Annotated in this window: 19 protein-coding genes; 9 read left to right on the top strand and 10 right to left on the bottom strand. The window is 75.6% G+C overall.

The features are described 5' to 3' along the window. The gene (locus tag ACZ4MO_RS00990) at positions 1–1,281 is read left to right on the top strand and encodes an ABC transporter permease (protein WP_175008769.1); all 1,281 of its coding nucleotides are present in this window, start codon (positions 1–3) and stop codon (positions 1,279–1,281) included. Beyond that, positions 1,278–3,008 (top strand): dipeptide ABC transporter ATP-binding protein, encoded by a 1,731-nt coding sequence (locus ACZ4MO_RS00995; protein ID WP_175008768.1) that lies wholly within the window; start codon positions 1,278–1,280, stop codon positions 3,006–3,008. Before ACZ4MO_RS00990 ends, ACZ4MO_RS00995 begins: the two co-directional genes overlap by 4 nt. Positions 3,009–3,158: 150 nt before the next feature. Here the strand turns inward: ACZ4MO_RS00995 and ACZ4MO_RS01000 are convergent, their stop codons facing one another. From ACZ4MO_RS01000 to ACZ4MO_RS01010, 3 genes are all read right to left on the bottom strand, one after another. Beyond that, on the bottom strand, positions 3,159–4,028 hold the full coding sequence (locus ACZ4MO_RS01000; RefSeq protein WP_286185753.1) for a CPBP family intramembrane glutamic endopeptidase: 870 nt from the start codon (positions 4,026–4,028) through the stop codon (positions 3,159–3,161). A 107-nt stretch (positions 4,029–4,135) separates the two neighbouring features. Then, on the bottom strand, positions 4,136–4,306 hold the full coding sequence (locus ACZ4MO_RS01005; protein WP_499278592.1) for a type II toxin-antitoxin system antitoxin: 171 nt from the start codon (positions 4,304–4,306) through the stop codon (positions 4,136–4,138). Between the two features lie 233 nt (positions 4,307–4,539). After that, positions 4,540–5,370 carry an SPFH domain-containing protein gene (locus ACZ4MO_RS01010; RefSeq protein WP_499278593.1) on the bottom strand — a complete coding sequence of 277 codons (831 nt, stop codon included), beginning with the start codon at positions 5,368–5,370 and terminating at the stop codon, positions 4,540–4,542. A gap of 326 nt (positions 5,371–5,696) precedes the next feature. Here ACZ4MO_RS01010 and ACZ4MO_RS01015 point away from each other — a divergent pair, with 326 nt between their 5' ends. From ACZ4MO_RS01015 to ACZ4MO_RS01030, 4 genes are read left to right on the top strand one after another with little or no spacing between them, the layout of a single operon-like run. Then, entirely contained in the window at positions 5,697–6,467 is a 771-nt protein-coding gene (locus tag ACZ4MO_RS01015; protein WP_175008766.1) for a hypothetical protein, read from the top strand. After that, entirely contained in the window at positions 6,460–6,765 is a 306-nt protein-coding gene (locus ACZ4MO_RS01020) for a transcriptional regulator (RefSeq protein ID WP_175008765.1), read from the top strand. Before ACZ4MO_RS01015 ends, ACZ4MO_RS01020 begins: the two co-directional genes overlap by 8 nt. Continuing rightward, positions 6,762–7,772: an ATP-binding cassette domain-containing protein gene (locus ACZ4MO_RS01025; protein WP_175008764.1), complete on the top strand. Its 1,011-nt coding sequence runs from the start codon at positions 6,762–6,764 to the stop codon at positions 7,770–7,772. Before ACZ4MO_RS01020 ends, ACZ4MO_RS01025 begins: the two co-directional genes overlap by 4 nt. Continuing rightward, complete coding sequence (locus ACZ4MO_RS01030; protein ID WP_175008763.1) at positions 7,769–8,560, top strand: ABC transporter permease; 792 nt, start codon at positions 7,769–7,771, stop codon at positions 8,558–8,560. Before ACZ4MO_RS01025 ends, ACZ4MO_RS01030 begins: the two co-directional genes overlap by 4 nt. A 114-nt stretch (positions 8,561–8,674) precedes the next feature. On the opposite strand, the gene ACZ4MO_RS01035 is transcribed toward ACZ4MO_RS01030, so the two are convergent. From ACZ4MO_RS01035 to ACZ4MO_RS01045, 3 genes are all read right to left on the bottom strand, one after another. Next, a complete protein-coding gene (locus ACZ4MO_RS01035) occupies positions 8,675–11,299 on the bottom strand; it encodes a heavy metal translocating P-type ATPase (protein WP_175008762.1) in 2,625 nt (874 codons plus the stop codon). A 203-nt stretch (positions 11,300–11,502) separates the two neighbouring features. Next, complete coding sequence (locus ACZ4MO_RS01040; RefSeq protein WP_175008761.1) at positions 11,503–11,877, bottom strand: cation transporter; 375 nt, start codon at positions 11,875–11,877, stop codon at positions 11,503–11,505. Between the two features lie 24 nt (positions 11,878–11,901). Then, complete coding sequence (locus ACZ4MO_RS01045; RefSeq protein ID WP_034654885.1) at positions 11,902–12,240, bottom strand: metal-sensitive transcriptional regulator; 339 nt, start codon at positions 12,238–12,240, stop codon at positions 11,902–11,904. Between the two features lie 248 nt (positions 12,241–12,488). Here ACZ4MO_RS01045 and ACZ4MO_RS01050 point away from each other — a divergent pair, with 248 nt between their 5' ends. From ACZ4MO_RS01050 to ACZ4MO_RS01060, 3 genes are all read left to right on the top strand, one after another. Then, the gene (locus tag ACZ4MO_RS01050) at positions 12,489–12,971 is read left to right on the top strand and encodes a hypothetical protein (protein WP_074804843.1); all 483 of its coding nucleotides are present in this window, start codon (positions 12,489–12,491) and stop codon (positions 12,969–12,971) included. Positions 12,972–13,056: 85 nt separating this feature from the next. After that, positions 13,057–14,154 (top strand): DUF2330 domain-containing protein, encoded by a 1,098-nt coding sequence (locus tag ACZ4MO_RS01055; protein ID WP_175008760.1) that lies wholly within the window; start codon positions 13,057–13,059, stop codon positions 14,152–14,154. Between the two features lie 159 nt (positions 14,155–14,313). Continuing rightward, positions 14,314–14,916: a DUF308 domain-containing protein gene (locus tag ACZ4MO_RS01060; RefSeq protein ID WP_175008759.1), complete on the top strand. Its 603-nt coding sequence runs from the start codon at positions 14,314–14,316 to the stop codon at positions 14,914–14,916. A 90-nt stretch (positions 14,917–15,006) separates the two neighbouring features. On the opposite strand, the gene hemL is transcribed toward ACZ4MO_RS01060, so the two are convergent. Genes hemL through hemC form a run of 4 tightly spaced genes read right to left on the bottom strand, consistent with a single transcriptional unit; the run spans position 15,007 to position 19,614 of the window. Then, positions 15,007–16,422: a glutamate-1-semialdehyde 2,1-aminomutase gene (hemL, locus tag ACZ4MO_RS01065; RefSeq protein WP_175008758.1), complete on the bottom strand. Its 1,416-nt coding sequence runs from the start codon at positions 16,420–16,422 to the stop codon at positions 15,007–15,009. Further along, positions 16,419–17,453: a porphobilinogen synthase gene (hemB, locus tag ACZ4MO_RS01070; RefSeq protein ID WP_175008757.1), complete on the bottom strand. Its 1,035-nt coding sequence runs from the start codon at positions 17,451–17,453 to the stop codon at positions 16,419–16,421. The genes hemL and hemB overlap by 4 nt, the downstream gene beginning before the upstream one ends. After that, entirely contained in the window at positions 17,450–18,517 is a 1,068-nt protein-coding gene (locus ACZ4MO_RS01075; RefSeq protein ID WP_175008756.1) for a uroporphyrinogen-III synthase, read from the bottom strand. The genes hemB and ACZ4MO_RS01075 overlap by 4 nt, the downstream gene beginning before the upstream one ends. Continuing rightward, positions 18,514–19,614: a hydroxymethylbilane synthase gene (gene hemC, locus ACZ4MO_RS01080; RefSeq protein WP_499278576.1), complete on the bottom strand. Its 1,101-nt coding sequence runs from the start codon at positions 19,612–19,614 to the stop codon at positions 18,514–18,516. Before hemC ends, ACZ4MO_RS01075 begins: the two co-directional genes overlap by 4 nt. Between the last annotated feature and the right edge of the window lie 56 nt (positions 19,615–19,670).

Below are 19,670 nucleotides of genomic sequence, written 5' to 3' on the forward strand. Positions count from 1 at the left end.
ATGGTCGCGGAGACCGTCGTCCCGGCCGGTCCGGGCACCGGGGGCCCCGCCCCCGCCGTCGTCCCCGAGCGCGGGCGCGTCGCGTGGTGGAAGCGCCTGCCCGTCGTGCACCAGCTCCGGCAGAGCGTCGGGCTGCAGCGCGGCATGCTCGTCACGGGCCTCGTCATCACGGGCCTCTTCCTGCTCACCGCCGCCCTCGCGCCCGTGCTCGCCCCCTACGGGTACAGCCAGCTCCGCACCGCGGACGGGCCGTTCGGCGCGCAGCAGCCGCCGTCGGCCGAGCACCTGCTCGGCACGACCGTCGGCGGCTACGACGTCCTGTCGCGCGTCATCTGGGGGGCCCAGACGGCGCTCCTCGTCATCGTCGTGGCGATCCTCGCGTCGATCGTCGTCGGGGTGCTGCTCGGGCTCGTGTCCGGGTACTTCGGCGGCTGGGCCGACCGCCTGCTCGTCGTGGTCTGCGACGCGATCTACGCGTTCCCGTCCCTGCTCCTCGCGATCCTCATGGCGATCGTCATCTCCGGCGGCCAGTCGAGCATGTGGGGCGGCATCCTCGCCGCGGCCTTCTCGATCACCGTGGTGTTCGTGCCGCAGTACTTCCGCGTCACGCGCGCGGAGGTCGTGCGGATCAAGGGCGAGGCGTTCGTCGACTCGGCGCGCGTGCTCGGCACGCCGCACCGGCGGATCATGGTCCGCCACGTCCTGCGGAACTCGACCCGCACGCTGCCGCTCATCGTCACGCTCAACGCGTCCGAGGCGATCCTCACGCTCGCCGGGCTCGGGTTCCTCGGGTTCGGCATCGAGCCGACGGCGGCCGCCGAGTGGGGCTACGACCTCAACAAGGCCGTGTCCGACGTGACGAGCGGCATCTGGTGGACCGCGCTCTTCCCGGGCCTGGCGATCGTGCTCGTGGTGCTCGGCATCACGCTCGTCGGCGAGAGCCTCAACGACCTCGCCGACCCGCGCCTGCGCTCGCGCCGCGCGTCGGCCGAGGTGTCGGGCGACGTCGCGGAGACGTCGGTCGTGCCGGGCGGAACGCTCACCGCCGGCCCCGGCGGCCTCGACGCGATCGAGGGCGCGGGCTCGCGCTCCGACGAGCTCGCCGCCGTCCCGGGGCAGCGCGACCCCGACGCCGTCGGGATCGACGGGCGGCTCGACGGGCGGCTCGGCGACGCGCCGGACGACGACGCCCCCGCGACAGGCCCGGCGACAGGCCCGGCGACGGGCCCCGCGAGCCGCCCGGCGGACGCACCCCACGACGAGACGGAGGACCGGCGATGAGCGCCGTGACCGAGACGACCCGCCGCCCGGACGGCGACGCCGCGCGTCCCGTCGTGACGATCCGCGACCTCGCGGTGTCGTTCGCGACCGACGCCGGGGCCGTGCGCGCCGTCGACGGCGTCGACCTGGAGGTCGCGCCCGGAGAGGTGCTGGCCGTCGTCGGCGAGTCCGGGTCCGGCAAGACGGTGACCGCGAAGACGATCCTCGGCCTGCTGCCGTCGACCGCGACGGCGCGCGGCGCCGTCGTGCTGACGAACAAGGCCGGGACGGCCGACCACGACGTCGTCACGCTCGGCGGGGAGCGGCTGCGCCAGGTCCGCGGGACCGACGTCGCGATGGTCTTCCAGGAGCCGTCCGCCGCGCTCAACCCGGTGTACACGGTGGGCTGGCAGATCGTCGAGGGGATCCGCGCGCACGCCAAGGTGTCGCGCCGCGAGGCGCGCCGGCGCGCGGTCGAGGTGCTGCGGCGCGTCGGCATCCCCGACCCGGAGACACGCGTCGACCACTACCCGCACCAGTTCTCCGGCGGGCAGAAGCAGCGCATCGTCATCGCCATGGCCCTCGTGCTCGACCCGGGGCTCATCGTCGCGGACGAGCCCACGACCGCGCTCGACGTCACCGTCCAGGCCGAGATCCTCGACCTCCTGCGCCGGTGCCGCGACGAGTTCGGCACCGCCATCGTGCTCATCACGCACAACATGGGCGTCGTCGCGGACCTCGCGGACCGGGTCGCGGTCATGTACCAGGGGAAGGTCGTCGAGCAGGCGCCCGCGCGCGAGCTCTTCGCCGCCCCGCAGGCCGCGTACACGCGCGCGCTGCTCGACTCCGTGCCGCGCGTCGGCGAGGGGACCGCGCGGGCCGAGGCCCGCGCGTCGGCCCGCGACGCCGGGTGGGCGGACGCGGAGCCCGTGGTCGCGGCGCAGGGGCTGACCGTCACCTACCCGGGCCGCCTGCGCCGTCCCGGCTTCACCGCGGTCGACGACGTCTCGCTCACCATCCGGCCGGGCGAGGTGCTCGGTCTCGTGGGCGAGTCGGGCTCCGGCAAGACGACGTTCGCGCGCGCCGTCGCCGGCCTCACCCGGGTGACGGACGGGTCGCTGCGCGTGCTCGGCGTCGAGATGAACGGCGTGAAGGAGCGCGAGCTGCGTCCCGTGCGGCCGCGCATCGGGTTCGTCTTCCAGGACCCCGCGACGAGCTTCAACCCGCTGCTCACGATCGCGGACTGCGTCGCGGAGCCGCTCGTCGTGCACGGGCGCGCGGAGTCGCCCCAGGCGGCGCGCGGGCGCGTCGACGAGCTCCTGGAGGCCGTGCAGCTCCCGCGGTCGTACGGCGACCGGTTCCCGCACGAGCTCTCCGGCGGGCAGCGCCAGCGCGCGTCGCTCGCCCGGGCGCTCGCGCTCGACCCGGAGCTGCTCGTGGCCGACGAGCCGACGTCGGCCCTCGACGTCTCCGTGCAGGCGCGCGTGCTCGAGCTGTTCGCCGAGCTCCAGCGCGAGCTCGGCTTCGCGAGCCTGTTCGTGTCGCACGACCTCGCCGTCGTGGACCTGCTGTCCGACCGCATCGCGGTGCTCTACCGCGGGCGGCTGGTCGAGGAGGGCACGGGCGCCGAGGTGCTGGGCAGCCCGCGCGAGGAGTACACGCAGCGACTCCTCGCGTCCCTGCCCGTCCCCGACCCGGTGCTCCAGGCGGAGCGCCGCGAGCAGCTCCGCGCCCTCCGCGGGGCTTGACCCTCCGGCCCGCCGAGGGAGAGCCCTGGTCCGCCGAGGTAGAGCCGTGGTCCCGTGAGGTAGAGCCGTGGTCCCGTGAGGTAGAGCCGTGGTGGTGCGGGACAGGCCGGGGCTCTGCTCCGGACGACCACGGCTCTCCCTCGGCGGGCGTCAGGCGAGGCCGAGGGACTGCTTCCACTCCAGGGGGAGGAGCGCGTACCCGACGAACGCGACGACGTCGAGCAGGGTGTGCGCGATCACGAGCGGCATGACGCGGTGCCGTCCCCAGCGGGACGTGTAGAACCACGAGAACACGACGCCCATGACGACGTTCCCGAGGAACGGCCCGAAGCCCTGGTACAGGTGGTACGACCCGCGCAGGAGCGAGCTCCACACGACGAACTTCACGCGTCCCCAGCCGAGGTCGCGCGTGCGCTCGAACAGGTACCCGACCGCGATGACCTCCTCGAGCAGACCGTTCTGCAGCGCGGCGAGGATGAGCACGGGCACCGTCCACCACGCGGCGTTGAGCGCTGACGCCTGCACCTCGACCGTGATGCCGAGGACGCGGCCGAGCGCGTAGAACCCGAGGCCGGGGATGCCGATGGCCGCAGCGAGGGCGAAGCCCCAGCCGACGTCGCGCAGGGGCCGGGCGCCGTCGAGCCCGATGGCGCGGACGGCCGACCGGCCGCGCGCGCTCAGCAGGTAGAGCGCGAGCGCGACGGGCAGCACGGCGAAGAAGATCCCGACGAGCTGGTAGGTGAGGTCGAGGTACGGCCGGGCCGACCGGCTCACGTTGAGGCTCGCGGACTGCTCGCCGAGCGGGGTCCCGGCGGTGAGCCGCGCGACGATGTTGATGACCGCGTAGACCGCGGACTTGCCGAGGCTGAGCCCGAGCACGATCCAGATCTCCGCGCCGATGCGACGGCGCGTGGCACGGTCCGGGCGCGCGGGAGCGCCGTCGGCGGTCCCGGGGACGACGGCGGCCGTCGGGCCGGGCACGGGCGCGGCGGGGGAGCCGGGAGCGGTCAGGTCGGGCACGGTCCGGTTATAGCACCGCTCCCCGGAAGCCACCTCGGTGCCTCCTGGACGAAACCTGTCCGCCGACGGGTGGGGGAGGGGAGGGGGAGAGGAGAGAGGGCAGTGGGTCAGGGTCGGGGTGGGCGGCCCGGGCGGCGGGGCGGGCGGACGTCGCGGGGGAGGCGGCCGGCGTCGTCGAGCGCTCGGCGCAGGAGCATCTCGATCTGCGCGTTGACGCTGCGCAGGTCGTCGCCGGCCCAGCGGGCGAGGGCGTCGTGCACGGCGGGGTCGAGGCGCAGGAGGACCGACTTGCGCTGCGGCCGCTGCGCTCTGCCCGCGCCCGCGCCCGTGCCCGTGTCTGCGCCCGCGCCGGGGGCTGTGCCCGTGCCCGACGACGCCTGCTCGCCCGGCGAGGACGCGTCGCCCTCCGGCGTGGCCTGCTGCCCGCCCGCGGGCACGCCGCGGCCCGACGACGGCTGGTCGCCGTCGTCGGGCGCGTCGCGCTTCTCGGGAGGCGTGGGCCCGACGGGCGTCACTGGTACAGGGACCCCGTGTTGACGACGGGCGTCACGCGGCTGTCGCCGCAGAGCACCACGAGGAGGTTGGAGACCATGGTCGCGCGGCGCTCGTCGTCGAGCGTGACGATGTCCTCGGCCTCGAGGCGGGACAGGGCGTCCTCGACCATGGACACTGCGCCCTCGACGATGCGCGAGCGCGCCGCGATGATCGCCCCGGCCTGCTGGCGCTGGAGCATCGCCTGGGCGATCTCGGGCGCGTAGGCGAGGTTGGAGATACGGGCCTCGATGACCTCGACGCCCGCCACGACGACGCGCTCCGCGACCTCCGCCGCGATCTCGGCCGAGACGACCTCCGTCGCGCCGCGCAGCGACTCCTCGCCGGCCTCGGCGTCGTCGTAGGGGTGGGACATCGCGACGTGGCGCAGCGCGGACTCGGCCTGGACCACGACGAAGTCGTCGTAGTCCTCGACCGCGAACGACGCCTTGGCGGTGTCGGCGACCTGCCAGACGACGATCGCGGCGATGTTGATCGGGTTGCCGTCGGCGTCGTTGACCTTGAGCTCGCTCGTCTCGAAGTTCCGGACGCGCACGGACACGCGGCGGCGGGTGCTGAGCGGCACGGTCGCGACGAGGCCCGTGGTGCGGACGGTGCCGAGGTAGCGGCCGAAGAACTGGACGACGACCGTCTCGCCGGGGTTGATGACGGCGACGCCGGTCGGGACGAGCACGCCCGCGAGGAAGGCCAGGACGCCGAGCGTGATGAGCACGGCGGGGTTGCCGGCCTCCGCGGCGGCGGCGACGACGAGCCCCGTGCCGCCGAGGAGCAGGACGATGCTCAGCGCGATGACGGCGGCCGCGCCGCCCGCGCCGAGCGACCAGGCGGGCCGCTCGGTGACGTCGACGCGCGTGCCGTCGTGGCCGACGGGGCGGCCGGTCGGTTCGCCGCCGACGGACTCCTGCGGGGGTGCTGCGCTCTCGGTCACGGTGGTCGTCCTCTCCTGCGGCGGGGCCGCGTCGCGTATAGCAAAGTGATATCACATTTCTGAGGGAGGCCGCCATCCGTCCCGCGGGGCTTGCGCGGCGCGGCCCGCGCGTGGGAACCTACAAACAGGTTTGCAGCGCAAAGTAGTTTCCGAACGGCCCGAACGACCCGAACGACCGAGAGGCCACCATGACGACCGACCACGGCGACGCCGTCCACGACGGAGCCGTCGGCGACCCGGACGAGCCGACCCTCGGCGCCGCCGAGACGCTCCGCCTCATCCGCGAGCAGCAGGACCGCGCGCGCCGGGCGACCGAGCCCGACCCGCGGCTGCTGTTCCTCGCGTGGGGCGTCGCGTGGCTCGTCGGCTACCTGTGCCTCTGGGCGAGTGCTGTCCGCGTCGCCGACGGGACCGCGACGGTCCGCGTCACGAGCGGCGCCGGCCAGGTCATGGGCGCCCAGCCCGAGCCGTGGGCCTTCTGGGTCTTCTTCAGCCTCATCGCGGCCGCCGTCGCGTTCACGATCGTCCACAGCGTCACGCGCACCGCCGGGACGCGCGGCGTGAGCGCCCGCACCGGAGCGATGTACGGGTGGTCGTGGATGCTCGGGTTCGTGTGCTTCGGCCTCGTGCTCGGCGGGCTGGCCCGCGCCGGGGCGTCCGAGGAGGTCATGGCGCTCGCGAGCAACGCGTTCGCGTGCGTCGTCGTCGGCCTCCTCTACCTCGGCGGCGCGACGGCCTTCGGTGACCGCGGGCTGTTCGTGCTCGGCGTGTGGATCCTCCTCACCGCGGCCGTCGCGACCTTCGCCGGGCTGCCGCTCACCTACCTCGTCATGGCGCTCGCGGGCGGCGGCGGCTTCCTCGTCATGGCCGGGATCGAGCAGGTCGTGCGCGCCCGACGACGGCGCAGCGCGGCCCGGCCCGTGCCCGCCCGGCCGGCGGAGGGAGGGGCCGATGCCTGAGGCCGGGCTCGACCCCGTCATCCACGCGCCCGCGCGGCTGCGCGTGGTCGCGACGCTCGCCACCCTCCCGTCGGGCGACGAGCTGTCCTTCCCCAAGCTCCAGAAGCTCCTCGACATGACCGCGGGCAACCTCTCGACGCACCTGCGCAAGCTCGAGGACGCCGGCTACGTGACCGTCACCAAGACGCACGAGGGCCGCACGCCCGCCACCTACCTGTCCCTCACCGCCCGCGGTCGCGGCGCCTTCGAGGACTACACGACCGCCCTGAACGCCCTCCTGAAGGGAGCCCGACCATGAGCGACGAGCGCACCAGGCGCACCGAGCGCACCGAGAGCGCCCCGCGCACCGGCCCGGTCCGGACCGCCCGGGCCGAGCCCGCGCCGTCGGGCACGGGACGCACCCCGCCCGTGGTCGCCGTCGACCGCGTGACGCGCCGCTTCGGCACGGTCGTCGCGCTCGACGACGTGTCCCTCACCGTCGGGGGCGGCGAGCTCGTCGGTCTGCTCGGCCCGAACGGCGCGGGGAAGTCGACCCTGCTGTCCCTGGTCAGCGGACAGCGCCGGCCCGACTCCGGGACCGTGCGGCTGCTCGGGGGCGACCCGCGCGACGCGCGCAGCCGCGTCGGCCTCGGCCTCACGCCGCAGGAGACGGGCCTGCCCGCGACGCTCAAGGTGCGGGAGGTCGTGGACTTCGTCGGCGGCCACTACCCTGACCCGGTCCCGACGGCGGAGCTGCTCGAGCAGTTCGGCCTCACCGAGCTCGCGGGCCGCCAGACGGGCGCGATGTCCGGCGGGCAGAAGCGCCGCCTCGCCGTCGCGCTGTCGCTCGTGGGCCGCCCGCGCGTCGTGCTGCTCGACGAGCCGACGACGGGCCTCGACGTCGGCGCGCGGCAGGCGCTGTGGGACGCGATCCGCGCGTACCACGCGGCCGGCGGGACGGTGCTGCTCACGAGCCACTACCTCGAGGAGGTGCAGGCGCTCGCTCAGCGCGTCGTCGTCATCGACCAGGGCGTCGTCAAGGCCGACGACTCGCTCGACGCGATCCTGCGGCGCGTGTTGCTGCGGCGCGTCGTCGTCGGGTCGGCCGTCGACCTGCGCGACCGGCCGGGCGTCGTGCGTGCCGACCGCCTCGGCGACGGCCGCCAGGAGCTGTACACGCCCGACGCCGACGCGCTCGTGCGCGAGCTCGTCACCTCGGGCGTCGACTTCCACGACCTCGAGATCCGGGGCGCGAGCCTCGAGGAGGCGTTCGAGCAGATGGTCGCGCGCGACGCGGCCCCGACGACGGAGGCACGGGCCCGATGACCACCACGACCACCACCCCGCGGACGGCGGCGCTGCCCGGGCCGCTGCGCCTCACGTGGCTGCACCTCAAGTACCAGTTCCTCGAGACCGTGCGCGTGCCCGTCGCGGTGCTCGGCAACCTGCTGTTCCCCGCGCTCGCCATGTTCTTCTTCGTCGTGCCGCAGAAGGCGGTGGCGCAGGACCCGGTGGCGGCGACGACGGCCGTCGCCTCGCTCGGTCTGTTCGCGATCTGCTCGGCGAGCCTGTTCACGTACGGGCTGGGCGTCGCGGAGGACCGGCAGCTGCCGTTCGACCCGTTCGTCCGCACGTTGCCCGCGGGACCTGCGCCGCGCATGGCCGCGCGCGTGCTCAACGGCGGGATCTTCTCGCTGTTCGGCCTCGTCCCGCTCATCCTCATCGGCTGGCTGTTCACCGACGCGAGCGTCACCGCGACGCAACTCCTCGCGGGCGTCGGGACGGTGCTGCTCGTGTCCGTGCCGTTCGTGCTGCTCGGCATGGCGATCGGCTACTCGCTGTCGGCGAAGGCGGCGCTCCCGGTGGTGCAGGTGATCCTCTTCCCGCTCGCGTTCGCGGGCGGCCTGTTCCTGCCGCCGTTCCTCTTCCCCGACTGGCTCGACGCGATCTCGAAGGCCACCCCGACCCGCGCGGGCCGCGACCTGCTGGTCCAGGCACTCACGGGCGAGCCGGCGTACGGCGCGGCGTGGTTCGTGCTCCTCGGCTGGACGGTCCTGTTCGCCGTCCTCGCGGTCGGCGCCTACCGCCGCGACGAGGGCCGCCGCTTCCGCTGACCTGGCCGTCCCGGCTGCCCCTCCCGCCGAGCACGGGATCAGCGACCGGATCCGAGCGATCCCGGTCGCCGACCCCGTGCTCGGCGGGTGTCGGTCCGGGGTGGGCGCGGGGTTTCAGGCCGCTCGGCGGAGGCGGAGGGAGTTGCCGACGACGAGCACCGAGCTCGCGGCCATCGCCGCGCCCGCGATCATCGGGTTGAGCAGGCCGGCCGCCGCGAGCGGGATCGCCGCGACGTTGTACGCGAAGGCCCAGAAGAGGTTCTGCTGGATGACGCGCAGCGTCCGGCGCGACAGCCGGATCGCGGTCGCCGCGCTGCGCAGGTCCCCGCGGACGAGCGTGAGGTCGCTCGCCTCGATCGCGACGTCGGTGCCGGTCCCCATCGCGAGCCCGAGGTCGGCCGTCGCGAGCGCGGCGGCGTCGTTCACACCGTCCCCGACCATCGCGACGACGCGCCCCTCGCGCTGGAGCCGGGCGACGACGTCGACCTTCTCGTCGGGAAGGACGCGCGCGACGACGTCCGCCTCCGCGATGCCGACGGCGCGCGCCGCCTCGAGGGCCGCGCCCTCTCCGTCGCCCGTGAGCAGGTAGGGCCGCAGACCGAGCTCCCGGAGCTCGCGCACCGCCTCGGCCGACGTGGGCTTCACCGGGTCGCGCAGCACGAGCACCGCGCGCGCCCGGCCGTCCCACGCGACGACGACGGCGCTCGCCCCCGACGCCTCGGCCGTCGTGAACGCCTCGTCGAGCGCCGCGTCGGGCGTCACGCCCTCGCGCGCGAGCCACGCCGGCTGCCCGACGAGCACCCGGCGCGCGCTGAGCCCCGCGCCGTCGGCACCCAGCGAGAGGCCCGAGTGCGCGGTCCGGACGACGGCCTCGACCCCGCCGCCCGGGGCGCTGCGGAAGTCGAACGCCTGGAGCGAGCCCACCACGACGCCGTCGGCCCCGACCGTGGGGCCGTCGTCCGACGCCGGGGCGCCCGCGGGCAGGTCGCGTGCCGCCGCGGTGATCGCGCGCGCGATCGGGTGCTCGCTGAGGGCCTCCACCGCGCCCGCGTGGCGCAGGGCGTCGCGCGCGCCCGCGGCCGCCGGGTCGTCGGCCACGAGCCGGTCGAGCGGTGCGGGGCCCGACGGCGTCACGACCGCCTCGAGCGCCATCGTGCCCTGGGTGACCGTGCCCGTCTTGTCGAGCACGACCGTGTCGACGCGGCGCGTCGACTCGAGGATCTCCGGTCCCTTGATGAGCACGCCGAGCTGCGCGCCCCGGCCCGTGCCGACGAGCAGGGCCGTGGGCGTCGCGAGCCCCAGCGCGCACGGGCACGCGATGATGAGGACCGCGACCGCGGCGGTGAACGCGAGCTGCGTCCCCGCGCCGGCGAGGAGCCACGCGGCCAGGGTGCCGACCGCGAGCACGAGCACGACGGGCACGAACACCGCGGAGATGCGGTCCGCGAGCCGCTGCACCGGGGCCTTGCCCGTCTGCGCCTGGCTGACGAGCCGGCCGATCTGCGCGAGCGTCGTCTCCTCGCCGACGCGCGTCGCCCGCACCAGGAGCGCACCCGCCGCGTTCACCGTCGCGCCGGTCACGGCGTCGCCCGGGCCGACGTCGACCGGCACCGGCTCGCCCGTGAGCAGCGACGTGTCGACGGCGCTCGACCCCTCGAGCACGACACCGTCCGTCGCGACCTTGTCGCCCGGTCGCACGAGGAACACGTCCCCGACGGCGAGGTCGGCGGCGGGCACGCGCTCGGTGACGTGCGCGCCGTCGGGCCCGGTGCGCGGGGTGCCGTCGGGGGCGAGCAGCACGCGCTCCGCGTCCTTCGCGCCGAGCTCGAGCAGCGACCGCAGCGCGTCGCCCGCGCGCCGCTTCGAGCGGTGCTCGGCGTACCGCCCCGCGAGGAGGAACGTCGTGACGACCGCCGCGACCTCGAAGTAGAGCTCGGGGGTGGCGCCCGCGTGGCCGCGCGACGGGACGAGCGTCGGCTCCATGCGCATCCCGAGCTCGCCCGCGCCGCCCAGCAGCAGTGCCCACAGCGACCAGAGCGTCGCCGCGACCACGCCGAGCGACACGAGCGTGTCCATCGTCGACGCGCCGTGCCGGGCCGCGCGGAACGCCGCCGTGTGGAACGGCCACGCGGCCCAGGTGACGACGGGCAGCGCGAGCGCCGCGACGACCCACTGCCAGCCGGTGAACTGCAGCGCCGGGACCATCGACAGCGCGACGACCGGCACGGTGAGCACCGCCGCGACGCGCAGGCGCTGCGCCAGCACGACGCCGCGGTCGGTCGGGGCGGCGCCGTCGTCGGGTGCGGCGGTGGCCCGGTCAGCCCCGGGGGCGCGGGCGGGCTCGGTGGCGGGGTCGCCGGAGGTGCTCGGGCCCGCCTCCGCCTCCTCCGGCCGCGCCGCCGCCTCGGCGGTCGTCTCGCCCTGGTCCGCCGGGGGAGTGCTCTCGACGGTGGTGGCGGTTGCGCGGCGGGTGGTGACGCGGGCCGTGTAGCCGGCCTTCTCGACGGCGTCGACGAGGTCGGCGTCGGTGACGTCGGCCGCGAGGACGACGTGCGCGGTCTCGAGCGGCAGGTTGACCGTCGCCGTGACGCCCTCGACGCGGTTGAGCCGCTTCTCGACGCGCGCGACGCACGACGCGCACGTCATGCCGCCGATCGCGAGGTCGACCTCGGCGACGGGCCGGGCCTCCGCGGCTCCGCCGGGTGCGGCGATCGACGTGGGCGCGGGCTGTGCGGTCATCGGTGGGGCTCCTCGACGGGGTGCGGGGCGAGGTCGCCGCGGTGGTCCGGCGTGGTGGCCGTCGCGGCGTGCGCGGCGCTGCTGGTGCGCGCGGGGTCGGATCGCGGTGGCGACCGGGACCCGGGGTGCCCGACGACGGTCGCGGCCTCGTGCGGTCGAGGCGCGTCCCGCCGTCGGGCACCGGGAGGTGCGGACCGGGACGGTCAGGCGCGGGGCGGGACCTGGAGGTCGTACGTCTTCGTGGCGGGGGCGGCGTCCGCGGCGGGCTCGGTGCCGCAGCCGCACGCGCAGTCGTGCGCCTCCTGCTTGTCGGCCGCCTGCTCGGCGTACTGGGCGGCGAGCGCGTCCTGCTGGACCTCGACCGACTCGACCGTGTAGCCGGCCTCGTCGACGGCCTCGCGCAGCGCGGCCTCGTCGAGCGGGTCGTCGGAGAAGACCGTGACCTCGGAGGCGCTGCCGACGCGGAGCTCGACGCTCACGTTCTCGACGCCGGCGACGGCCTCGAGGTCCTTCGTGACGTGGGCGACGCAGTTGCCGCAGGTCATGCCGGTGACGCCCAGGGTCGTGACGGTGCTCATGGTGCTCCTCGGGTGGTGGGGTGGTCAGCTGCGGACGAGGCGGGCGATGGCGTCGGCGGCCTCCTTGACCTTCGCCGCGCCCTCCGTCTCGGACTGGCGGGCCGCGTCCACGACGCAGTGGCCCAGGTGGTCCTCGACGAGGCCGATGCTCACGGCCTGGAGCGCCTTGGTGACGGCCGAGACCTGCGTGAGGATGTCGATGCAGTAGACGTCCTCGTCGATCATGCGGGCGATGCCGCGCACCTGGCCCTCGATGCGGCGCATGCGCTTGAGGTACGCCTCCTTGTCGGACGCGTAGCCGTGCGGACCGGTGTGGACCGCCTGCTCCTGCTCGACGGCCGTCGCCTCGGTCGTGTCGGTCATGCTCTCCTCCTCGTCCAGGACGCGGTAGCGCGCCCGCCGCCTCGGTGGTGCGGCGGTGATACCCCGTCAGGGTACGCCCCATCATACCCCGGTGAGGTATGTGTCAGGAGGCCTCTCCCGCGCCTCCCCGCGCATGACACGTGTCATGCCCGGCGCGTGAGGACTCCACCCCGACCGGTGACGGGCCGCACTGCCGCAGGCGCCCCGACGCCGCGAGGCTGGAGGCACCACCACACGAGAGGCGCATCATGACCGACATCGTCACCGGGCTCCAGGAGCTCACGCAGAGCCTTCCCCCGTTCCTGCGCTGGGTCGGCGTCCTGCTCGCAGGCGCGATCCCGTACGTCGAGGCCGAGGGTGCCGCGGTCCTGGGGGTCGTGGCCGGCGTCAACCCGTTCGTCGCGATCCCGGTCGCGATCGTCGGCAACGCGATCGCGCTCGCCGCGGTCGTCTGGCTCATCAGCGCGGCCCGCTCCGGGATCACGCGCGGACGCACCGTCGAGAGCTCGCCCAAGCGCCAGCGGATGCGGCAGGTCTTCGACCGCTACGGCGTGCCCGGCGTCAGCCTCCTCGGGCCGCTGCTCCTGCCGAGCCACGTCACCGCCGCGGCGATGGTCGGGTTCGGCGCACCGCGCGCCCGCGTCTTCACGTGGGGCGTCGTGGCCGTCGCGGCCTGGGCCCTCGTGCTGGGCGTCGTCGTGCACCTCGGCGTGAGCGCCGCCGTCGGCTGACGGCCGGGTCACGACGCCGTCACGGCGGCATCACGATTCGGCGCACGCCGCGCGGTGCGGTGACCCCGCCCCTACCCTCCGAAGCATGGGCAGGGGAGCCGGAGCACGACACGCGCTGCGCGTGACGGTGATGTCGGTCGCGCTCGCGGGCGCCGGGCTGGTCGCGGCGCCGCCCGCGGGCGCGTGCGCGTGCGGCGGGTTCGTCGACGGGCCCGCGTACGACACGTCGGTCTCGCACGAGACCGCGGTCCTCCAGTGGGACGGGACCACCGAGACGATGCTCGTCGAGCTCGCCACGCTGTCGAACGCGCCCGAGGTCGGCCTGCTGCTGCCCACGCCCGCACCGGCGGAGGTCGCGCTCGCCGACCCGCAGGTGTTCCGCGAGCTCGACGAGCTCACCCGGCCGCGCGCCGTCGTCTCCGACACCCGATGGTGGCCCGAGCTCGGCTTCGGGAGCGGGGCCGACGCCGTCGCGGGCGCGGGCGTCACGGTGCTCGACGAGGTCCGGCTCGGGCCGCTCGACGTCACGACGCTCGGCGCGACCGACACGGGCGCGCTCGACACGTGGCTCACCGAGCGCGGGTTCCAGCTCCCCGAGACGATCCGGACGGCGCTCGCCCCCTACGTCGGGGAGGGCTGGTCGTTCGTCGCCGCCCGGCTCGCGCCCGAGGAGGCCGCCGCGTTCGACGGCACGCTCCAGCCGCTCCGGGTCACGTTCCCGAGCGGCTCGCTCGTCTACCCCATGCGCATGTCCGCCGCGGCGGAGGACACCCAGAGCACGCGCACGTACGTCCTGGCCGACCACCGCGTCGACCGCGTCGACCCGACCGCCGAGGCGCAGGAGCCGACCGTGCGGTTCGCCGGGCGCCTCGACCCGGCGGACGTCACGTCGCAGGAGCTCTCCGCGCTCCTCGCGGGCGGCGGCTTCGTCACGGCCCACGAGCAGGTGTTCACCGAGCCGGCGACCCAGATCGTCTCCGACTTCGCCTTCGCGCCCGCAGCCGCGGACGTCGCCCACACCCCGACGTACGCCGTGGTCGCCGAGAAGCGGATCGGCCCGTTCTTCGCCGGGCCCGTCCTCGCGTTCGCCGGCGTGCTCGCGCTCGCGGCGCTCGTCGTCTGGAGAGGCCGACGGCGTCGCTCGCCCGCGCCGACCCTCGCACCGCACCCCGCCCGCGCCTGAGCGGCGCGACCCGGCCTGCTGCCGGGTCACCCGGTACGGGCGAGACGCGCGGTTCGCCGCGACACGCGGCACCGCCGGGTGTTCCATGGAGGCGAAGCGGGAGGCGCCCGGGCCCAGGCCGTCGGGAGCCGACCCGTCACCGCGGCAGGGGAGTGACCCATGACGATCCAGGACCCGATCCTCACCGCCTTCTCGCGCACCGCGAAGCAGGTCTGGTACTGGCCGGTGATCCGCGGCGTGCTCGCCATCCTCTTCGGCATCATCGCGCTCGCGTGGCCGGACAAGACGGCGGCCGTCGTCATCTGGGTGATCGGCATCTTCGCCGTCGTCGACGGCATCGTCGAGATCGTCGAGGGCGTCCGACGCCGCGGCACGGGGAGCGGCACCGCGCTGCTCGTGACGATGGGCGTCCTGAGCCTCGCGGTCGGCGTCGTGCTGCTCGTGTGGCCGGGCAAGACGGCGATCGTGCTCACCTGGATCATCGGGTTCTGGGCCGTGGTCTACGGCCTGTTCCAGACGGTCGCGAGCCTCGACCTGCGCAAGGTCCCCGGCAGCGGGTGGGGCTGGGGCGTCGTCGCCGGCCTGCTCGGCATCGTGTTCGGCCTGCTCGTGCTGTTCAACGTCAACGCCGGCCTGGTGTCGATCGTGTGGCTGCTCGCGCTCTTCGCGATCGTCTGGGGCGTCATGCTCATCGCGTTCGGCGTCCAGATCCGCTCGCTCGGCCGACGGGCCGGACGCGCGGCAACCCCCGGCACGTACTGACCCCCGCCGACCACGGGGTTGCTGTCGTCCTGAGCGTCAGAACGCCAGCAACCCCGTGCTCGGCGGGAGGGCCGCTCCGGCCAGACGCCTTCAGGCGGGGCGGGCCTCCGCGGCCGCGCGGGCGGCGGCGGGGAACGCGTCGAGGATGCGGGCGACGGCGGTGTCGTCGTGGGCGGCCGAGACGAACCACGCCTCGAACACCGACGGCGGCAGGCTCACGCCCGCGTCGAGCATCGCGTGGAAGAACGCGCGGTACCGGAACGTCTCCTGCGCCTGGGCCTGCGCGTAGTCGCGCACGCCCGCGGTCGCGGCGAGCTCGCCGAACATCACGGAGAAGAGCGAGCCCGCGCGCTGCACGCGGTGCGGCACGCCCGCCGCGTCGAGCGCGGAGCCGACCGCCGACGACAGCACGCCCGCGACCTCGTCGACGCGCGCGTACACCGCGTCGTCGGCGAGCCGCAGCGTCGCCAGGCCCGCCGCGACCGCGACGGGGTTCCCCGAGAGCGTCCCCGCCTGGTAGACGGGGCCGAGCGGCGCGAGCTGGTCCATCACGCTCGCCGGCCCGCCGACCGCGGCGACGGGCATCCCGCCGCCCACGACCTTGCCGAACGTGAACAGGTCGGGCGTCCAGCCGTCCGCGCCCTGGCTGCGCAGCACCGCGTTCTCGAGGCCCCACCAGCCGCTCGGCCCGACGCGGAAGCCCGTGAGCACCTCGTCGAGGACCAGCAGCGCGCCGTGCGCCGCGGTGATGCGGCGCAGGCCCTCGTTGAAGCCCTCCGCGGGCGGGACGACGCCCATGTTCGCGGGCGACGCCTCCGTGATGACGGCCGCGATCTCGGAGCCACGCTCCGCGAACGCCGCCTCGACGGCCGCGAGGTCGTTGTACGGGAGCACGAGCGTCTCGGCCGCCGTCGCCTCGGTGACCCCGGCCGAGCCGGGCAGGGCGAGCGTCGCGACGCCGGACCCGGCCTCCGCGAGCAGCGCGTCCACGTGCCCGTGGTAGCAGCCGGCGAACTTCACGACGACGTCGCGCCCGGTCACGCCGCGCGCGAGGCGGATCGCGGTCATCGTGGCCTCGGTGCCCGTGGACACGAGGCGCACGTGCTCCGCGGCGGGGACCCGGCGGCGGATCTCCTCGCCGAGCTCGACCTCGCCGAGCGTCGGCGCGCCGAACGACAGCCCGCGGGCCGCCGCCTCCTGGACCGCGGCGACGACGTCGGGGTGCGCGTGCCCGAGCAGGGCGGGACCCCACGAGCACACGAGGTCGACGTACTCGCGCCCCGCGACGTCGGTCACGTACGGGCCGCGCGCCGACGCGAGGAACCGCGGGTCGCCACCCACGGACCCGTAGGCGCGCACGGGCGAGCTCACGCCGCCCGGGAGCACGCCCTGCGCGCGTACGAACGCGGCGTGGTTGTCCGCGCCGCCCGCGCCCGGTGCGCCGAACAGCGCGGCGTTCTCCGCCTGCACGGCCCCTGCCGTCCCGAAACCGCCCGTGTCCGTCATGCCCGCGTCCTTCCGTCGTTCTCGTCCAGCCAGCCCGCGAGCTCCGTCGCCCAGTACGTGAGGATCACGTCCGCGCCGGCACGCTTGATGCCCAGCACCGACTCCGTGATCGCGCCCCGCCGGTCGATCCAGCCGTTCGCGGCGGCGGCCTCGATCATCGCGTACTCGCCCGACACCTGGTAGGCCGCGACCGGCACCGGCGACATCTCCGCGACCGCCGCGAGGACGTCGAGGTACGACCCGGCAGGCTTCACCATGACCAGGTCCGCGCCCTCGGCGAGGTCGAGGTCGGCCTCGCGCAGGCCCTCGCGGGCGTTGCCCGCGTCCATCTGGTACGTGCGCCGGTCACCCTGGAGGGCCGAGTCCACGGCCTCGCGGAACGGCCCGTAGAACGCGCTCGCGTACTTCGCGGAGTACGCGAGGATGCCGACGTCGTCGAACCCGGCGCCGTCGAGCGCCTCGCGGATCACCGCGACCTGGCCGTCCATCATGCCCGACGGCGCGACGACGTCCGCGCCCGCCCGCGCCTGCGCGACGGCCGTCGAGGCGTAGCGGTCGAGCGTCGCGTCGTTGTCGACGACGACGCCCCCGTCGCGTCCCTCGGCCAGCACGCCGCAGTGCCCGTGGTCGGTGAACTCGTCGAGGCACGTGTCCGCCATGACGACCGGCCCGCCGACCGCGTCCTCGCGCGCCGCCTCGACCGCGATCCGGATGCCGCGCTGCAGGATGCCGTCCTCGGCGTCCGCCTGCGTGCCGGTCGCGTCGCGCTCGGCGGGGATGCCGAAGAGCATGACGCCGCCGACCCCGGCGCGCGCGGCGTCGCGCACGGCGTCCGCGAGCGTCGCCTCGGTGTGCTGCACGACGCCCGGCATCGACGAGATGGGGCGCGGGGCGTCGAGACCCTCCTTGACGAACAGGGGGAGCACGAGGTCGGACGCGTGCACGCGCGTCTCGCTGACGAGCCGACGCACGCGCGGGCTCGTGCGCAGGCGGCGCGGCCGGTGGTGCCCGACGGGGAGCTGGTGGGTCACGAGGGGTCTCCTTCGGGGGTCGGGTCGACGCCGGTCGTGCCGGCGGCCGGGGGAGCGGCCGGGTCGTCGGGCAGGGCGGCGGAGCCGGCGGTGGTGCGGGTGGCGGCGAGCGCGCCGACGAGCGCGGCGGCCAGCGCGGCGTCGGTCGGGCGCTCCGCGACGGCGTCGAGCCGCAGCCCGACGTCGCGCGCGGCCCGGGCGGTCGGGTCGCCGATCGCGACGCCCACGACGTCGTCGCGCGGGCCGAGCTGACGCGCGACCTCGCGCGCGACGCTCCCCGAGGTGAGCACGACGGCGTCCACCGCGCCCGCGCGCCACGCCGCGACGACGTCCGGCGCGAGCGTGTGCGTGACGGTGCGGTAGACGGTGACGACGTGCGGGACGTACCCGAGGTCGCGCAGGCCGTCGTGCATCGTCGGCGCGGCGAGGTCCCCCTGCGGCAGCAGGACCACACCTCTACCTCGCGAGGTAGAGCCCTGGTCCGCCGGGGTAGAGGCATGGTCCGGCGGGGGGAGGGTCGCGAACGCGGCGACGAGGCCGCGGGCGGAGTTCTCGTCGGGCTCGAGCTCGACGGTGACGCCGACCGCCTCCAGGGCGCGGCGCGTCGCAGGCCCGACGGCGGCCCAGCGGGCCTGGCGCGCGGCGTCGCCGAGGTCGAGGCCCTGACGGGCGGCGCTCGCGACGAGCTCGTCGATCGCGTTGACGCTCGTCACGACGACCCACGCGAAGTCGCCGTGGACCAGGCGGGCGAGGGCGCGGTCGACGGGCGCGGTGTCCTCGACGGCCGCGCGCTCGATCGCCGGGCTGACGACGACGTGGGCGCCCGCGTCGCGGAGCGTCGCCGCGAGGCCCGCGGCGCGCTCGGGTGCGCGCGGGACCAGGACGGTCCGACCGGCGAGCGCGTCGGCCCGACGGTCCACGTCCACGGCGTCCACCGTCTCCACGGCGTCCACCGTCTCCACGGAGTCCACCGGCTCCACGGCGTCCGCCGTGCCGCGCGCCGGGAGCGGGGGCACCACGGGCGCGGGTCCCCGCGACGGGTCGCGCAGCGGTCCGGGGCTCATTCCGCCGCGCCGCGGTAGCCGCCGTCGCGGAGCTGCTCGCGGGCAGCCTCGACGGAGCGGTCGGTCGCCGGGGCCTCTGCGGCCGGGGCGTCGAGCACAGGGGTGCCCGCCCCGGTCTCGCGCAGCGGCGCGAGGCGCGCGGCGCCGTCGGCGAGGAGCGCGTCGGCGACGCGGGCACCCAGCCCGCGCGCGACGTCGTCCCGGGCGGTCGCGGCGGCGGCGAGCGACCCGGTGCTCGGGGGGAGCGTGGCGCGCGCGGAGTGCGTGAGCTGCTCGGCGCCGTCGACCCGCGCGACGACGGCGGTCAGCGCCACGTCGCCGTCCTCCACGACGGCGTGCGCGCCGACGGGGGCCGCGCACCCGGCCTCGAGCCGGCCGAGGAGCGCGCGCTCGGCGAGCACGGCGAGGCGCGTGGGCTCGTGGTCGAGGTCGTGCAGGGCGCGGGCGAGGACCGGGTCGTCGAGCGACGACGTGCGCACCTCGACGGCGAGCGCGCCCTGCCCGGCGGCGGGCGCCATGATCGCGGTGTCGATCACCTCGGACACGGCCTCGAGCCGGCCGAGGCGGGCGAGCCCCGCGTACGCGAGCACGACGGCGTCGAGGTCCGCCTCCTCGCCGAGCGCCCGCGCGAGGCGCGTGTCGACGTTGCCGCGGATGTCGACGACGTCGAGGTCGGGGCGGACGGACCGGAGCTGCGCGGCGCGCCGCGGCGACCCGGTGCCCACGCGCGCGCCGCGCCGGAGCGTCGTGATGGTCAGGCCGTCGCGCGCGCACAGGACGTCGCGCGGGTTCTCGCGCTCGGGCGTGACGACGGTGAGGCCCGGTGCGGGCTCGGTCGGGAGGTCCTTGAGGGAGTGCACCGCGACGTCGCACCGACCGTCGAGCAGCGCCTCGCGGAGCGCGGTCACGAAGACGCCCGTCCCGCCCATCTGGGCGAGCGAGCCGGTGAGCACGTCACCGTCGGTGCGGATGCGCACGATCTCGACGTCGCGGCCGGTCAGCTCTTCGAGGCGGCGGGCGACGTGGCCGGTCTGGGTCGTCGCGAGGGCGCTGCCGCGCGTGCCCACGCGGAGGGGCGTCGTACCTGCAGGACTCACGGAACCAGTCTCTCCCCACTTCGGCATTCCACGAAAATGCGCACGTCACCGCGCGG

Source organism: Sphaerisporangium cinnabarinum (assembly GCF_055567015.1).

Coding starts and splice junctions, on each gene's coding strand:
- ACZ4MO_RS00990 (WP_175008769.1), top strand. CDS start 1: ATGGTCGCGGAGACCGTCGTCCCGGCCGGTCCGGGCACCGGGGGCCCC.
- ACZ4MO_RS00995 (WP_175008768.1), top strand. CDS start 1,278: ATGAGCGCCGTGACCGAGACGACCCGCCGCCCGGACGGCGACGCCGCG.
- ACZ4MO_RS01015 (WP_175008766.1), top strand. CDS start 5,697: ATGACGACCGACCACGGCGACGCCGTCCACGACGGAGCCGTCGGCGAC.
- ACZ4MO_RS01020 (WP_175008765.1), top strand. CDS start 6,460: ATGCCTGAGGCCGGGCTCGACCCCGTCATCCACGCGCCCGCGCGGCTG.
- ACZ4MO_RS01025 (WP_175008764.1), top strand. CDS start 6,762: ATGAGCGACGAGCGCACCAGGCGCACCGAGCGCACCGAGAGCGCCCCG.
- ACZ4MO_RS01030 (WP_175008763.1), top strand. CDS start 7,769: ATGACCACCACGACCACCACCCCGCGGACGGCGGCGCTGCCCGGGCCG.
- ACZ4MO_RS01035 (WP_175008762.1), bottom strand. CDS start 11,299: ATGACCGCACAGCCCGCGCCCACGTCGATCGCCGCACCCGGCGGAGCC.
- ACZ4MO_RS01040 (WP_175008761.1), bottom strand. CDS start 11,877: ATGAGCACCGTCACGACCCTGGGCGTCACCGGCATGACCTGCGGCAAC.
- ACZ4MO_RS01045 (WP_034654885.1), bottom strand. CDS start 12,240: ATGACCGACACGACCGAGGCGACGGCCGTCGAGCAGGAGCAGGCGGTC.
- ACZ4MO_RS01050 (WP_074804843.1), top strand. CDS start 12,489: ATGACCGACATCGTCACCGGGCTCCAGGAGCTCACGCAGAGCCTTCCC.
- ACZ4MO_RS01055 (WP_175008760.1), top strand. CDS start 13,057: ATGGGCAGGGGAGCCGGAGCACGACACGCGCTGCGCGTGACGGTGATG.
- ACZ4MO_RS01060 (WP_175008759.1), top strand. CDS start 14,314: ATGACGATCCAGGACCCGATCCTCACCGCCTTCTCGCGCACCGCGAAG.
- hemL (WP_175008758.1), bottom strand. CDS start 16,422: ATGACGGACACGGGCGGTTTCGGGACGGCAGGGGCCGTGCAGGCGGAG.
- ACZ4MO_RS01075 (WP_175008756.1), bottom strand. CDS start 18,517: ATGAGCCCCGGACCGCTGCGCGACCCGTCGCGGGGACCCGCGCCCGTG.